Source organism: Ruegeria sp. EL01 (assembly GCF_900313035.1).
Lineage (GTDB): Bacteria > Pseudomonadota > Alphaproteobacteria > Rhodobacterales > Rhodobacteraceae > Ruegeria.
Window position 1 is genome coordinate 30,218 of the sequence record NZ_OMPS01000033.1, and the last position, 15,780, is coordinate 45,997.

Below are 15,780 nucleotides of genomic sequence, written 5' to 3' on the forward strand. Positions count from 1 at the left end.
CCATGTTTCTGACCGAAACGCATATGCAAGTCCGCGATATGACCCGCCAGTTCGCGCAGGATGTCATTCGCCCGACTTCCGAAGAGCTGGACCGGGACTCGCGCTTTCCTGCTGAAATCTATGATCAGATGGCCGAATTGGGACTATTTGGCATCGGTGTCCCGGAAGAGCTGGGCGGACCGGGGTTCGATACTGTCACCTATGCGCTGGTGATGGAGGAGTTGTCGCGTGGCTATGCCTCGATCGCGGATCAGTGCGGGCTGTTGGAGCTGGTATCCACACTTCTGGTGCGCCACGGTACGGCAGAGCAGCAAAAGAAATGGCTGGGCGACCTACTGGCTGCAAAACTGCGCCCCGCTTATTGCATCACGGAACCTGAGGCCGGGACCGACGTTTCGGGCATTCGTACCACAGCAGTACGCGATGGCGATGGTTGGATTTTGAATGGTGGCAAGATCTGGATTCACAACGCGCCAGTTGCAGATGTTGGCTTCGTCCTAGCTCGTACCGATCCTGAGGCCGGACATCGCGGCATGTCCATCTTCATGGTCGATTTGCATGCCAATGGCGTTACACGCGGCCCGAAAGAGATCAAAATGGGCCAACGTGCCAGCCAGGTCGGGCCAATGTCGTTTGATGACGTGCGCCTGCCTGCGGAGGCCCTGCTAGGGATCGAAGGACGTGGGTTCCACATGATGATGAGCGTTCTGGACAAGGGCCGCGTCGGTATCGCCGCGCTGGCGGTCGGGATCGGTCAGGCCGGGCTTGAGGCCGCGACCGACTATGCCCAACAACGCAAGCAATTCAGCAAACCCATTGCCGACTTTCAGGGCGTACAATGGCTGCTGGCCGATATCGCCAAGGATGTCGAAGCCGCACGCCTGCTAGTACAGTCGGCGGCCTACAAAATCGACACAGGGCAGGACGCCACCAAGGCCTGTTCGATGGCCAAGTGCTTTGCCGGCGACATGGCGGTTCAGCGTTCGTCTGATGCCGTGCAGGTCTTTGGCGGATCGGGTTATATTCGTGGATTCGAGGTTGAGCGCCTGTACCGCGATGCCAAGATCACCCAGATTTATGAAGGCACCAACCAGATTCAGCGTATGATCATCGCTCGGGAACTGCTTACGAAAGGTGCCACCGCATGAGCAGACACGCAGCACTTGTCACCGGGTCCTCCCGGGGGATCGGCCTTGCGGCAGCCGTTGCTTTGGCGCGCGAAGGATTTGCTATCGCCGTCAACGGTCCCCAGAAGGATGCAGACTTGCAAAGCGCGCTAGAAACTATTCGCGCGCTAGGGGTTCCGGCCATGGCGGCTGCGTTTGATGTCTCGGACATCGATACACACGAAGAACATCTTAGCGCCATCGAAGATGAGATCGGCCCTCTGACCACTCTGGTCAACAATGCCGGTGTCGGCGTCCTACAGCGTGGCGATCTGCTGGAGGTCAAAGAGGACAGCTATGACCGCTGCATGACGATCAACACCAAGGCGATGTTCTTTCTGTCTCAGGCCTTTGCCAAACGCCTTTTGGCGCGCGATCAGGATGCAGATGCGGTTCACTCCATCGTCAACGTAACCTCGTCAAACGCCGTGGCCGTTGCCGTTCCGCGTGCCGAATATTGCGCGTCCAAAGCGGCGGCAGCGATGATTTCAAAAACCTTTGCCGTGCGGCTGGGGCAGGAAAATATCGCCGTCTACGACGTGCAGCCCGGCCTGATCGCCACCGAGATGACTGCCCCGGTCATCGAGATGTATGATCAGCGGGCCAAGGACGGCCTGACCCTGTTCCCCCGCGTCGGCCAGCCCGAGGATGTGGGCAACATCATCGCCGCGCTGGCCAGCGGCAAACTTCCCTATACCACCGGGCAGGTGATCTCGGCCGATGCCGGGATGCTTGTGCCCCGTTTCTGAGGTTGACCGATGAAAATCAAACTCCCTGACACTAACGGTCGACTTCACGACTATGCGCTAGTTGGCACACCGGTTGCGCCATCAAAGCTGACCCCGAACTCAGCTCGTGTTCTGTATTCTGCCGCGCATGTGGTGGCCGACCCGTTTGGCGATCACGACCCGACCGGCTCGGCGCACTTGGACTGGGCCAAGACGATGGAGTTCCGCCACTACCTCGCCAGAATGGGAATGGGCATCGCCGAGGCGATGGACACCGCGCAACGCGGCATGGGTCTGGACTGGACAGGCGCGCTGGAACTGATCCGCCGCACGAAAGAAGAGCTGCCAGATGCGCTGGTTGCCAATGGCTGCGGCACTGATCATCTGGACCCGGCGGATGCAACCTCGCTGGACGATGTCCGGCGGGCCTATCTTGAGCAGGTCGAAGCCATTCAGAAGCTGGGCGGCCGCATCATCCTGATGGCCTCGCGCGCATTGGCCAAGGTCGCAACCGGGACCGATGATTATATCGCGGTTTACAATGACGTTCTGGCCGCCTGCGACAAGCCGGTCATCCTTCACTGGCTGGGAAAGATGTTTGACCCACAGCTTGCAGGCTATTGGGGCACCGACAGTTTCGAGCCCGCGATGGAAACCGCCCTGACAGTAATTCGGTGCAATATCGACAAGATCGATGGCATCAAGATCTCTCTGCTGGATGCCGAAAAAGAGATCATCATGCGTCGGCTCCTGCCGGATGATGTCAAAATGTACACCGGCGACGATTTCAACTATCCCGAGTTGATTGAGGGCGATGAACAGGGGCATTCGCACGCATTGCTGGGGATATTTGATCCTCTCGCCCAGGCAGCGGCCTATGCAGTTGGCAAGCTCAGCGAAGGTGACACCAAAACCTTCCGCGCGACGCTGGACCCAACCATACCGTTGGCGCGCCACATCTTCCGTGCGCCGACGCAGTATTATAAAACCGGCGTCGTGTTTCTGGCGTGGCTGAACGGGTTTCAGGATCATTTTGTCATGCTGAACGGCGCCCAGTCGACGCGGCCCCTGCCCTACTTCACAGATTGCTTTAGAATGGCCGATGAATGCGGTTTGCTGCGCGATCCCGATCTCGCCGTCGAACGTATGAGACATATGCTGAAGCTCTACGGAGTTTAGACAATGCGCGATTTCTCGCAGGATCATTCCGCGCTGGCGCTGAACACAGCGACGCTGGGCCATAATCTGGATGGCCACGGCGCGGGCTGGTCACCCGAGCAGGTGATCAATGCCTGTGCCGAACATGGTTATGGCGGGATCACCTTTTGGCGGCGCGAGTTGGGCGGGCGCGAGAATACGATCGGGCAACGTGTCCGCGATGCCGGGATGCAGGTTGTCGGCCTGTGCCGGACGCCATTTCTGACCGGGCATTTGGCATTGCCCTCGGATCAGGAGATCATGGATGATTTCCATTTGTCGATTGATCAGGCGGCCGCGCTGGAAACATCGGTTCTGACCATTGTTACCGGCGGCCCGGAACCGGGCACCAAGGGTGTTCTGGAAAGCCAAAAGATTCTGGCGGACCGGGTGGCGCGTGCGGCATTTTATGCTGAGCAGCGCGGGGTCAATCTCGCGCTTGAGCCACTCAATCCTGCAACTGCCGGGAACCGGACCTGCCTGATGACGGCTGCCGACGCGCTGAACGTCTGCGATGCGATAGGTGCCGCCAACGTGGGTGTTGCCATCGATGTCTATCATGTCTGGTGGGACACAACGCTGACCGACACGCTGGCCACCCGTGCGAACGGGCGCATTCTGGGCTATCACCTGTGCGACTGGTTGGCGGACACCAGCGACGTTCTGTTGGATCGCGGCATGATGGGCGACGGAGTCGCTGACCTGCCCGCCCTTCGGGCTGCGGTCGAAGATGCGGGCTATGACGGGTTGTGCGAGGTCGAGATTTTCTCGGCCCAAAACTGGTGGAAACGGGACCCGGGTGAGGTTCTCGACACGATCGTTGATCGATTCCGCCGGTTCTGCTGACACGTATCGGCGGGACTATTGCACGAGGATTGCGCGGAAATCGTTCACATTGGTCCCGGTCGGCCCGGGCGAGAACAGATCGCCAACTGCCGCGAAGGCCGAAAAGGCATCATTCTGTACCAAATCCGCTGCCGAGTTGCGCCCTACCGCTCGCATCCGAGCACAGCTTGATCCATCGGCAAACGCGCCCGCGTTGTCCTCAGACCCGTCGATCCCATCCGTATCTGCAGCCAGCGCGACAATGCCGTTCATCCCGTCAATTTCCAGCGCCAGTGCCAGCAGGAACTCGGTGTTTCTCCCACCTTTGCCCGATCCGCGCAGCGTGACCGTGGTCTCTCCGCCCGACAGGATCACGACCGGCTTCCGGAAGGGCCGATCCCTGGCGGCAACCTCGCGGGCGATTGCCGCGTGTACGCGGGCGACGTCACGGGCCTCGCCTTCGATCGCGTCGGACAGGATCACGGCGGGCACACCCTGCGCCTCGGCAGTGCAGGCAGCAGCCTCAAGCGACAGACCGGCAGACGCGATCACATGAACCTCGTTATGCGCAAAACAGTCGTCATCGGGGTCCGGTGCGTCTGAGGCGGGGCTGTCAAGATGCGCCCTTATTGCGGCAGGCATGTCGATGCGATGGCCGCTAATCAGGTCCAGAGCCTGCTGCCGCGTTACCCGATCCGGCACCGTGGGGCCCGATGCGACCTGAGCCGGGTCGTCACCGGGCACGTCCGAGACAACAAGTGACACCACTCGCGCCGGATGTGCCAGCGCTGCGAGCCGCCCTCCTTTGATTCCGCTGATATGCTTGCGTATGGCGTTCATGGTCGAAATCGGCGCACCTGAAGCCAGCAAAGCCTGATTGAGCGCCTGCTCATCTTCCAGCGTCAGTCCCGCCGGCGGGCTGGGCAGTAACGACGATCCCCCACCACAGATCAGCGCAACAACCAGATCATCCGATCCCAGACCTGCGACCGCTTCGCAAAGCGTCCTGCTGGCGGCTATTCCGGCCTCATCCGGTACGGGGTGCGCCGCCTCCAGCACCTTGATCCGGTCACATGGCGCGCCATAGCCGTAGCGAGTGACAACAACACCGGATAGCGGCCCGCGATCCTCTTTGGCCCAAAGCTGTTCAAATGCCTGCGCAAGCTGCGCCGCCCCTTTGCCCGCACCAATTACAACGGTGCGTCCGCGCGGCGTGTCGGGTAGATGAGGTTTCAGGGCCTTGACCGGATCGGCTGCCTTTACAGCGGCGTCAAACAACGCTGCCAAAAACGCCCTTTCATCCATTACAGTTCGACATCGCAAACAAAGACGCCCTCGGCGCCACCCTCAAGCCGGGCAACGATACGTCCACCAATTTCCTGATGCGTCGGATCAACCAGATAGGTATCACGCACGGCGACATCACGGAAATCAAACCAGAACATATCATTGAAATCACGCACCAGCGGCGTTTCGATCGAAACATTCTTACGATGCTGAAAATCGAGAATCCCATCGATATGACCTGACAAGGCAGCCAGATCGGTATAGAGCGCTTGCTTGTCTGAATCAGACACATCGCTGTTGAAACGCAGATGAACGAGATGGCGGATCATCAGAACTTCCCTTTGTTTTGTTATTCCCAGAATTCGGCTTTCTTACGTGCCTTGAATGCCGCAAGTCCGGTCTGCAACTCTGGCTGCATGGCGGCAATGCGCCCTGCCAGCACTTCAAACACGCGCTCGCGCTCTTCCCCTTCGGCGGCATTTATCAACATTTTGACCAATTCAGTCGCCACGGGGCCACGGTGGCGCATGCTATCCGCCAGCTGCGTGGCAGACGCCAGACCTTCACCCTGAGTGACGACCTGATCGACCAACCCCAGACGCGCCGCCTCTTCGGCGTCAAACTGCGTTCCGAATACGGCCATGCGGCGGACAACCTGTGCCCCGAACCGGCGCACCGTGCGTTGTGTCCCTGACCAGCCGGGAATAATTCCCAAAGCAGGCTCAGGCTGGCCGATGCGGATATGGGCCTCGGCGATGCGCAAATCGGCACAGGCTGCCAGTTCAAGCCCGCCACCCAGCGCATGTCCATTCAGCACCGCAATGACCGGCTGTCGCAATCGCGCCAACGCATCCAGCGCCTGATGCCCGTCACGCAACCAGTGGCGCGCAAATCCGTCCGGTGAATGATCTGCCCACGCGTCGATGTCACCACCTGCGCAGAATGCACGGCCCGCGCCGGTCAGAATGACCACATGCGCATCCTCGTCCCGTTCAATCCGGCGACACAGGGTCAACAGATCGTCCATCATGGCCTCGGTCAACGCATTCAGGCGATCGGGGCGGTTAAGGGTCAGTTGGGCGATGCCGTCAGCGATATCGAGCAGGAAATGATCCATCAGGCGGCAGGCAACGCCAGCTCCATGAGGGCAGGATCAAACAGATCGGCTTCCATGGTCTTCAGGTCATCCGCCACCAGCAACTGCGTTGCCGCCTGATTGAGGATATCGCGTTGCAGGTCCAGCCCCGGCGCGACTTCAGTCACCACAAGCCCCACTTCGGTCAGTTTGATAACACAGCGTTCAGTGATGTAGGTGATATCCTGCCCCTGCGTCTGCGCGCGCTTACCCGAAAAGGAAATCTGATCAACCTCGTCGACGAACTTTGCCACTTTACCCTCTTGCAGGATTTTGAGCTGTCCGTTTTCAACCGTCATCTTCGCACCCGCATTGAAGTTGCCCGAAAAGACAATTTTACGCGCACGTGTCGTAATGTCCACAAAGCCGCCGGCACCGGCCGTCCGGTGTGGAATTGCCGACAGGCGGGACACGTTGACCGAACCGTGCCTGTCGACCTCAAGAAAGGACAGTAGCGACGCGTCAAAACCCCCCGCCTGGAAATAGCAGAACTGATGCGGTGATGGTACGAAAGCCTCGGCATTTGCCGAGCAACCGAATTTGAAATCCAGCAAAGGCACACCACCCACTGCGCCCTGCTCAATCATCCAGGTCACAGCACCGTGCAACCCCTCTTCGACAAGAATGCGCGGTACGTTAGCCGAGATACCAAAGCCAATATTGACCGCCCAACCGTCCTTCAGCTCTTTGGCGACACGGCGGGCGATGACCTTGCCAATGTTGAATTCTGCGGTGCGGAAGCTATCGATTGGTCGGGTCAGCTCGCCCGAGATTGCAGGATCATATTCAGTTGCGGTGGTCTGTAACTGTTCCGGCGCTTCAACGATGGCATCAACCAATATACCCGGCACATGCACGTCATGCGGGCGAATACTGCCCGCCGCAGCGATGCGTTTGGCCTGAGCAATAACGACACCTCCGTTATTGCGGGCCGCCAGCGCCATCTCCATCGCGCCCAAATAGGCGCCCTCATGCTCAAAGCTCAGGTTGCCCTTTTCGTCGGCCGTAGTGGCCCGGATAATGGCCACATTCGGGGCCATGGACTTGAAATACAGCCAGTCTTCGCCTTCAAACTCCATCCGCTTGACGATGGGTTCGGCGCGGGCGGCATCGTTCATCGCGCAGCCCTCGATATCGGGGTCGACAAAGGTGTCCATGCCGACTTTGGTCAGAACACCCGGACGCTTGGCCGCCGCTTCGCGCAGCATGTCGAAGATGATGCCCGAGGGCACGTTATAGGCACGCACCTGATCGGCCGTGATCATCTGCCAGATCAGCGGTGGTTCCGCCTTGCTGGGCCCCGACGGGTACGACCCGCCGATGATTCGCGTCAGAAGTCCCGGCTTGGCCATATGATCCACGCCTTTTGTACCGAACATATCGCCCGCGGCGATGGGGTGAATCGTGGTCAGATTCCTTGGCGCGGCTTCGTCGTCGAACCGCTCGCCAATGCCTTTCAGGACCGCATCCGGGCAGCACAAACCACTGGATGAATTCACTGCAACAGTGGCCCCGTCAGGTAAAAGATTGGCTGCCTCGCGTGCCGTCATCTGCTTGGTCATGCGATCCTCACAAAAGTAACTGGTTGGTTATAGAACATATGCCTCGCACAACTTATGAAATCAACTCGAAACTGGGCCGGGTTGCAATTGACCCGACATAAAGTAACCATTAGGTTACTTGTGAATTTGCCGCGGGAGGTCCAGCATGAACATCTATTTCCAGAACACAAATCAACGCTCATTCGGCACGTTTCCCCTGACCGGAGATGAGTTGCGCGATGCCATGATGATCGCGGCCGAGGTCGGCTATCGCTCGTTCGATACGGCACAAATGTATGAGAATGAACAGGAAACCGGCGCGGCGCTGGCCGAGCTTGGTCTTGGCCGAGATGAGATGTGCGTTACCACCAAGGTACACCCCGACAATTTCACCGAAGCCGCCTTTCTGCCCTCGGTCGAGGAAAGCCTGAAGAAGCTGCAACTGGATTATGCCGATGTTCTGCTGCTGCACTGGCCCCCGATCGGAGGCGATATCGCGCCGTCGCTGAAACTGCTTGAACAGGCCCATGCCAAAGGGTTGACGCGGAATATCGGAGTGTCGAACTACACCGCCCGGATGATGCGGGACGCGACCAGCATCATCGACACGCCGCTGGTCACAAACCAGGTCGAATTCCACCCGTTGCTGAATCAGGATATCCTGCTGGCGGCGGCGGCGGAAACCGGCATTCCATTGTCCTCCTACTGCTCGGTCGCACGGGGTGAGGTGTTCAAGCATCCCATCTTTGCCGACATTGGCGCAGGGTATGGCAAGACCGCAGGTCAGGTTGTGCTCCGCTGGATTTTGCAGAAGGGTGTTTCGATCAATACCATGTCTACCAAGCGCGCCAATATCGAGGCGAACTTCAACGTCATGGATTTCACCCTGTCCAGCATTGACATGGACCGTATCGATGTCATGACCCAGACCGGTTTCCGGATCGTGGGCGAGGATCTGGTCCCCTGGGCTCCCAAGTGGGACTGACGCATAAAAAAGGGCGGTGCCGATTTAGGCACCGCCAGTCTGGGGAGTTAACTCAAGCCTTTTGAGAGCGGATCAGCTCAGTGATTACCCCGGATCATGTCAGAGGCTTTTTCCGCCATCATGATCGTTGGTGCATTTGTGTTTGATCCGATCAGGCTGGGCATAGCCGAGCTGTCGCAAACCCTCAGACCGTCGACACCATGCACACGCATCTGCGGATCAACCACAGCCATGTCATCCACACCCATCTTGCAGGTGCAGGTAGGGTGGTACGAGGTCCGGCCATATTGTCTTGCATAGGCCTCGAACTCTGATTGAGTTTTTACGCTGTCATCAGGAAAGCGGATCTGACGGATGTATTTCTGCAAGCTTTTCTGCCGGAAAATCTCAACGCTGCGTTTCACACCTTCGACCGAGGCTTGCAGATCATCCGGATGCCCCAGGAAGTTGGGATCAACCAACGGCATGTCTTCCACCCGGTTTGACCGCAACCGTACCGTTCCCCGCGTCTTGGGGCGTACCGTATAGGAATTCAATGTGATGCCGGAACTGCCCTTGGGCACACTCGGCACACCGGCTTCAGCCCCTGCCCCGGCCAGGAAATGGAACTGCAAATCGGGCACAGGCGCGGAATTGTCGCCGTACCAGAATGCGCCACCTTCGACCACGTTGGATGCCACAGGGCCGGAACCGAAGAGATAGTACTGAATACCCGCCCATACTGCCCAATGTGGTTTGTTGTATTTGTCGAGACTTTGGTGGCCATTCAATTCCGCCACGATATCAATGCCGAAATGATCGTTCAGATTTTCGCCTACGCCAGGCAGATCCTGTTTGACCTCGATCCCGTGCTCACGCAGATGGGCCGCAGGACCAACACCCGAAAGCATCATCAGCTTGGGCGTGCCGATTGCGCCCGAGGTAACCAACACCTCCTGATCGGCGGTCACGGTCTGGATCTCTCCGCCCCTGGCATATTCAACGCCGGTTGCGCGCCCGCCTTCGATCGCGATCCGATGCACCTGGCATCCTGTCTCGACCGTCAGGTTCGGGCGTGACAAAGCCGGTTTCAGATACCCCACCGCCGCCGAGCAGCGCTTGGCGTTCCAGGTTGTCGTCTGATACACCCCGGCCCCTTCCTGAACGGGGCCATTGAAATCGGGGTTGTAGGGAATGCCTGCCTCCTGACAGGACCGCACAAAGGCGCGGGTCATCTCCTGCGGCGCGGCGAGGTTTGACACCCCCAGCGGGCCGTCAGTGCCGTGCCAGTCGCCGGACAGGATGGCGTTGCGTTCGGACCGGACGAAATATTTCTGGATGTCCTTGAAGGCCCAGCCCTCACAGCCTTCTTCATTGGCCCAGCGGTCATAATCGACGGGATTGCCACGGGTGAACACCTCGGCGTTGATCGAACTGCCGCCACCAATCACTCGCCCCTGCGCATAGGGGATTTCGCGGTTGTTGGCATTGGCCTGCGGCACCGTGGTAAAGCCCCAAGTGTGTGGCCCGTCGGTCATTTTGGCAAATCCCACAGGCATGTGGATCAGTGGGTGGCTGTCCTTGCCGCCCGCCTCAAGCAGCAGTACCCTGACCGCGCTGTCCTCGGTCAGCCGATTGGCCAGCACGCACCCGGCGGAACCACCGCCAACGACTACATAATCATATCCGCTCTGCGCCATTACTCTACCCAATGTGCCCGTTTGCCGATCTCGACATGGATCGACTTGACCTGTGTGTATTCCTCAACCCCGTGCATCCCGCCCTCACGACCCCAGCCTGAGGCCTTGAAGCCGCCGATGGGCAGTTCAGGGCCACCGGCCAGCGTGGTGTTGACCCAGAATCGTCCCGCTTGCACCCGGCGCGAAATGGTCAGAGCCTTGTCGATATTCTTGGTCCAGACGCTTGCGGCCAGCCCATATTCGGTGTCGTTGGCAATCGAGATCGCCTCATCCAGTGTATCGAATGGGATCACGCAGAGGACGGGGCCGAAAATCTCTTCGCGTGCAATCGCCATGTCATTGGTGACATTGGTGAAGACAACCGGATCGATATATTGCCCGCCCGCAATTTCGGGCATGGTACCGCCGGTCAGCATCGTGGCGCCCTCGTCCTGACCTTTGCCGATATAGGACAGGATCGTGCGGTTCTGCGCATCCGTGGTGATCGCCCCGGCCTGTGTCCGCTCGTCCAGCGGATCGCCCACGCGGACCTTGCGCAGTTTGTCCGCCACCATCTCGGCGAATTTATCCGCGACCGAGCGTTCGACCAGCAGCCTTGCCCCTGATACGCAGCACTGGCCGGTGTTGAACGCGATGCCGAAGGCAACGCCGTCGGCGGCGTCCTCCAGATCGGCATCGGCGAACACGATCTGCGGGTTCTTGCCGCCCAGCTCCAGCCCAAGTTTTTTGAAGTTGCTCTGTCCCGAGGCCGCAACCACCGACCGGCCCACGGCGGTCGAGCCGGTGAACGACAGCATGTCCACATCCATATGTTCGGCCAGTTTCTGGCCGATGACACTGCCCGATCCTGTGACCACGTTGAACACCCCGTCCGGCAACCCGGCTTCTGACAGGATTTCCGCCAACAGCAGGGTTGTGGCGCTGGTCACTTCGGAAGGTTTGGCCACAATCGTACAGCCCGAAGCCAGAATGTAGGGCACCCGTTCACACAGGATCAGAAACGGGAAGTTCCATGGGGTGATCAGACCAACCACGCCCACGGGTTCGCGTGTGACGATTCCCATCGCCCCGTCGCCGCTGTTATTGAAGCTGTCGCCGTGCAGCGCCCGTGCAAGGCCCGAGGCGAACTCGAACATGCCAACAGTGCCCTGAACCTCGGCCCGGGCCTGGCTGATCGGTTTGCCGTTTTCCAGCGTTTCCCAATAGGCAATGTCGTCCGCACGGTCGCGGATCAGCCCTGCGGCTTTCAGCAGCACCGCCGCCCGATCGGCCCCCGACAGACCGCACCAGCGCCGGTCATCGAACGCCGTGCGTGCCGAGGCGACAGCGGCGTTCAGATCATCCTCGGTGCAGCGCGGGATACGCGTCACCGGAACTCCGTGGCCGGGCGAGGATCGCTCGAACACATCCCTGTTGGCGGCCTCGACCGATTTGCCATCCATGAAGAACCCGAAGGTACGCGGGGTCGAAGGTGGGGTCAGAATCTGGCTTTGTTGATCCATTGAAGGTACTCCATCATATCGGGGCGACGCGGTTCCGAACAAGGTGTCCAGCCCGTCGCGAAAAACATTTCAATGCCCATCCATCGATGTCGGCGCATCGTGCCATTGGTGCAGATCGTCGCCCGTGGCGGGGTCTTTGTCCGGGGTCAGCAGCGGAGCCCGGCTGTCGGGGATCATGCCTTCGGGTCTGGATGTGTCAACTTCAACAGTCACGTGTCTTTCCTCCCTCTTTGGCTAGTGCGTTAGAGCGATCTGTGTCTTCAGATCCCGGGGCCGGTCGGCAAAGCTGTCAAAAGCGTCCTGTATCTGATCCAGCGGATATGTGGCAGCTGTAAAGCGTTCGGTCCTGATCCGGCCATGGGTCAGCATGGTCAGCGCATCGTGCATGTCCTGCCCCATCCCCGCAACCGACCCTTTGATCGAGTTCTCCTGAAGGATGGTTTGCAGGATATCAACGGGCAACATCTCATCCGCGCCAGTAAGGCCGAACGCCGCGATATGGCCGCCCTTGCGGATCAGGCGCGTGGCCTGCCGGTAGAGGGCGGGCAGGCCGACGCTTTCGATCACTACATCCGCGCCGCGCCCGTCGGTATGGCGCATCACGACGTCCTCCAGTTCCGCAGGGTCGGTGACGCCGACATCGGCCCCGGCCTCAAGCGCCATATTCACGCGATCTTCGGACAGGTCCGCGACGATGATCGGGGCCGCGCCAATGGTGCGCAACAATTGCACATGCAGGTTGCCGATCGGTCCTGCACCCAGAACAACGACGGATTGCCCGAAGGTGATATTGGCCTTGCGCGCGCACCGCACGACACAAGCCAGCGGTTCAGTCAGGGCCAGAACCTCGGTCGGGACAGTGTCAGGCGCGGGAATGACCAGCCGCGCGGGCACCGCGATATATTCCGCAAAGGCCCCATCCATGGTGATGCCCATCTGCTGCATGTCGGGACAGTTGAGAACCTCGTTGCGGCGGCACCAGTAGCATGTACCGCAGCCGATATTCATATCGACCACAACCGGGCTGCCCGGGGTCAGCCCCTGGACATCTTGGCCCAGCTCGGCAATCGTGCCGGTGAATTCATGACCTGGGATCATCGGCAGGCTGTCCGCCGCGTAGTGGCCGTTGAAGATATGCATGTCGGTGCCACAAATCCCGACCCGCGAAATGCGGACCAGTACTTCGCCCCGCCCGGGTTCGGGGCGCGGAACCTGTTGCACCTCGAACTGGCCCGGCCGGACCAGAACGGCGGCTTTCATGGTGGCGGTCACTTGACCACCCGTAGCTTGGACCGGTCAATCGTCAGCGCGATGGCCACGATCAGGATCAGGCCGAACACCATCTGTTGCCGTGTTGCGTCCACCTCGAAATACAGCATCGACGAACGGATCACGGCGACAATCAGCGTTCCGATCAGGGTGTTGATCACCCCGCCAACCCCGCCGGTCAGCGGTGTTCCCCCGACCAGTACCGCAACGATGGCAGGCAGAAGGAACCCGTTCGCCAATGTCGGAGAACCACCCGAAAGCTTGACCGCAAACAGAAGGCCCGCAATCGCCGCCAACCCGCCGGACAGGGCGAAGGCCATGATCTTGATGCGGTTGACGTTCAGACCCGAGGCCACCGCAGCGGGTTCACCCGCGCCCACGGCCTTGAGCGCGCGTCCGAAGGTCGTGCGCGATTGCAGGAACCATGCGCCCAGAACCAGCGCGGCGGCGATGAACAACTCGCTCGGGATGCCCGCGACCGAGCCCGTCATCCAGCCAAAGGTCGAATCGCGCAGCGTGGCATCCATGAACAAAGCGCGCTGGCCCGACATGTATTGTGCAGCCGAAAACGCTATGCCCCCGACCGCCAGTGTCGAGATAAAGGACGGCACGAACAGCCGGGTTGTCACAAACCCCGAGATGCTGCCAAGAACCACGCCCGACAGGATACACAGCACTGCCGCCCCGATACCAAAGGTGGGCAATGCGATTGTGGCGATCACTGTGGTCATGTTGGCAATCGACTGCGCCGACAGGTCGATGCCACCGATATAGATCGCGAAGGTCATACCTAGCGCCATGATGAACAGCGGCACGATATCCGCCGCCATCGAGATCAGGTTCGCGGGCCGCAGAAAGTTCGAATCTGCGATGCCGACAACAAGCACAAGCGCCAGCAGGGTGATCCAGGGCAGATGCGGTTTGATACGTTCAAAACTCATATGGTCGGCCTCAGATCATGTGGTGGACAAGGTCGTAAAGCGACGGCTTGTCCCCCGGGCTGCAATTGAAACGTTTCTGCGCGACACCGTCTTTCAGAACGATGATCGTATGGCTGAGGCCGATGGCCTCTTCCAGTGTGTCGGCAATCAGAATGATGCCAACGCCGTCATCCGACATCTCGCGCACCATGTCATAGACATCTTCCTTGGCACCGATATCCAGACCGCGTGTGGGATGGTCCAGAAGGATGATATCCGACCCGGCCGAGCGCCATTTGGCCAGCACCACTTTTTGCTGGTTGCCGCCCGACAGCCCGCCGCAATCCTTGTAGACATCGGGCGTCTTGATCGCCAGCCGGTCGACCCACTGCTTTGCCAGCGCCTTTTCCTCACCAATTCGCAACACGCCGGAGTTCGCATAGTTGCCCATCTGGCTGAGCGTCATGTTCTCATAAACGTTCATCCCGGCCACGATGCCTTCGACCTTGCGTTCGCGCGGGATGTAACCGACGCCACGTGACACACCGGATTGAGCGGTAAACCTGTTGATGGTCTCGCCCTTCAGCGCGACGCGGCCCGCAGACGGCGTTTCAAGCCCGAAAATCGTGCGTAGGATCGCTTCGCGCCCGGACCCCTCGGTGCCGACGAGACACAGAACCTCACCCGGATGCAGGTCAAACGAAATGTCCGAATACTTGCCATTGACCGAGACGGCGTCAAACGCCACCAGCGGCTGTGCCTCGGCCTGATACGGCTTTTGCTTCTGCTCGCGGTAATATTCCTTGTCGACGTCGCGACCCACCATCTTATGCTGAATCGCGTCCACATTGGCGTCGTCATGGGTAACAACATCCACGACCTCGCCATCCTTCATCACATAGATGCGGTCGGACAGGTCCAGAACCTCATCCATGCGGTGGCTGACAAAGATGAACGAAGCGCGTTTGGTCAGTTCCCGCACAAGGCTGAACAGCAGTTCGACCTCTTCCTTGGCCAGAACCGAGGTCGGCTCGTCCAGCAGAATGACCAGATCACCATCAATGCGCTCTTCAAGCGTCAGCACCTTGGCCAGTTCCACCAGTTGCCGCTGCGCGAAGGAGAGTTTCGAGGTGATCGTGGCCGGATCGATTTCCAGTTTGACCTTGGTCAACTGCTTGCGCGCGGCCTCGGCCATGGCTTTCCAGTTGATCACACCATAGCTGACGAATTGCTGCTCGAACCCCAGAAAGATGTTCTCCATGACGGTCAAATTGGTGATCAGGGATTGTTCCTGAAACACCATGCCGATGCCGTGATCCATCGCCTGTCGCGGGTTCTGAAAGCGTACCTTGGTGCCGTCGATGGTGATATCACCGCCGTCGGGCTGATAGGCGCCATAGATCACCTTCATCAGGGTGGATTTGCCGGCTCCGTTTTCGCCGACCAGGCCCACGATCTCTCCCCGTCCGATCTTGAAGTCCACGGATTTCAACGCGTGGACGCCGGGGAATTTCTTGTCGACATTGATCAGTTGATACATCAGCCC

15 protein-coding genes are annotated in these 15,780 nt (G+C 59.5%); 5 read left to right on the top strand and 10 right to left on the bottom strand.

Annotation, left to right across the window (positions count from 1 at the left end):
- Positions 1 to 2: 2 nt before the first annotated feature.
- Genes D9K61_RS12650 through D9K61_RS12665 form a run of 4 tightly spaced genes read left to right on the top strand, consistent with a single transcriptional unit; the run spans position 3 to position 3,937 of the window.
- The gene (locus D9K61_RS12650) at positions 3 to 1,148 is read left to right on the top strand and encodes an acyl-CoA dehydrogenase family protein (RefSeq protein WP_120633598.1); all 1,146 of its coding nucleotides are present in this window, start codon (positions 3 to 5) and stop codon (positions 1,146 to 1,148) included.
- Entirely contained in the window at positions 1,145 to 1,915 is a 771-nt protein-coding gene (locus tag D9K61_RS12655; RefSeq protein WP_120633599.1) for a 3-ketoacyl-ACP reductase, read from the top strand. The genes D9K61_RS12650 and D9K61_RS12655 overlap by 4 nt, the downstream gene beginning before the upstream one ends.
- Before the next feature lie 9 nt (positions 1,916 to 1,924).
- Positions 1,925 to 3,073, top strand: a complete 1,149-nt coding sequence (locus D9K61_RS12660) for a dihydrodipicolinate synthase family protein (RefSeq protein ID WP_120633600.1) — start codon at positions 1,925 to 1,927, stop codon at positions 3,071 to 3,073.
- 3 nt (positions 3,074 to 3,076) lie between these two features.
- Positions 3,077 to 3,937 (top strand): sugar phosphate isomerase/epimerase, encoded by an 861-nt coding sequence (locus tag D9K61_RS12665; protein ID WP_120633601.1) that lies wholly within the window; start codon positions 3,077 to 3,079, stop codon positions 3,935 to 3,937.
- Positions 3,938 to 3,952: 15 nt separating this feature from the next.
- Here the strand turns inward: D9K61_RS12665 and D9K61_RS12670 are convergent, their stop codons facing one another.
- The 4 genes from D9K61_RS12670 to D9K61_RS12685 are packed head-to-tail and all read right to left on the bottom strand — an operon-like array spanning position 3,953 to position 7,900.
- Complete coding sequence (locus D9K61_RS12670; RefSeq protein ID WP_120633602.1) at positions 3,953 to 5,221, bottom strand: glycerate kinase; 1,269 nt, start codon at positions 5,219 to 5,221, stop codon at positions 3,953 to 3,955.
- A complete protein-coding gene (locus D9K61_RS12675) occupies positions 5,221 to 5,532 on the bottom strand; it encodes a Dabb family protein (RefSeq protein WP_120633603.1) in 312 nt (103 codons plus the stop codon). The genes D9K61_RS12670 and D9K61_RS12675 overlap by 1 nt, the downstream gene beginning before the upstream one ends.
- A 20-nt stretch (positions 5,533 to 5,552) precedes the next feature.
- A complete protein-coding gene (locus D9K61_RS12680; RefSeq protein WP_120633604.1) occupies positions 5,553 to 6,320 on the bottom strand; it encodes an enoyl-CoA hydratase/isomerase family protein in 768 nt (255 codons plus the stop codon).
- Entirely contained in the window at positions 6,320 to 7,900 is a 1,581-nt protein-coding gene (locus tag D9K61_RS12685) for an acyl CoA:acetate/3-ketoacid CoA transferase (RefSeq protein WP_120633605.1), read from the bottom strand. The genes D9K61_RS12680 and D9K61_RS12685 overlap by 1 nt, the downstream gene beginning before the upstream one ends.
- 145 nt (positions 7,901 to 8,045) lie before the next feature.
- Here D9K61_RS12685 and D9K61_RS12690 point away from each other — a divergent pair, with 145 nt between their 5' ends.
- The gene (locus tag D9K61_RS12690) at positions 8,046 to 8,864 is read left to right on the top strand and encodes an aldo/keto reductase (protein WP_120633606.1); all 819 of its coding nucleotides are present in this window, start codon (positions 8,046 to 8,048) and stop codon (positions 8,862 to 8,864) included.
- A 77-nt stretch (positions 8,865 to 8,941) separates the two neighbouring features.
- On the opposite strand, the gene D9K61_RS12695 is transcribed toward D9K61_RS12690, so the two are convergent.
- The 6 genes from D9K61_RS12695 to D9K61_RS12715 form a co-directional block, all read right to left on the bottom strand.
- A complete protein-coding gene (locus tag D9K61_RS12695) occupies positions 8,942 to 10,543 on the bottom strand; it encodes a GMC family oxidoreductase (protein WP_120633607.1) in 1,602 nt (533 codons plus the stop codon).
- A complete protein-coding gene (locus D9K61_RS12700; protein WP_120633608.1) occupies positions 10,543 to 12,045 on the bottom strand; it encodes an aldehyde dehydrogenase family protein in 1,503 nt (500 codons plus the stop codon). Before D9K61_RS12700 ends, D9K61_RS12695 begins: the two co-directional genes overlap by 1 nt.
- 69 nt (positions 12,046 to 12,114) lie before the next feature.
- Positions 12,115 to 12,258 (bottom strand): hypothetical protein, encoded by a 144-nt coding sequence (locus D9K61_RS26970; RefSeq protein WP_162946864.1) that lies wholly within the window; start codon positions 12,256 to 12,258, stop codon positions 12,115 to 12,117.
- A gap of 21 nt (positions 12,259 to 12,279) precedes the next feature.
- Positions 12,280 to 13,317 (bottom strand): zinc-binding dehydrogenase, encoded by a 1,038-nt coding sequence (locus tag D9K61_RS12705; RefSeq protein ID WP_254055760.1) that lies wholly within the window; start codon positions 13,315 to 13,317, stop codon positions 12,280 to 12,282.
- Positions 13,314 to 14,255, bottom strand: coding sequence for an ABC transporter permease (locus tag D9K61_RS12710; RefSeq protein ID WP_120633609.1), 942 nt, complete (start codon positions 14,253 to 14,255; stop codon positions 13,314 to 13,316). The genes D9K61_RS12705 and D9K61_RS12710 overlap by 4 nt, the downstream gene beginning before the upstream one ends.
- Positions 14,256 to 14,265: 10 nt before the next feature.
- On the bottom strand, positions 14,266 to 15,774 hold the full coding sequence (locus D9K61_RS12715; protein ID WP_120633610.1) for a sugar ABC transporter ATP-binding protein: 1,509 nt from the start codon (positions 15,772 to 15,774) through the stop codon (positions 14,266 to 14,268).
- Positions 15,775 to 15,780 lie beyond the last annotated feature (6 nt).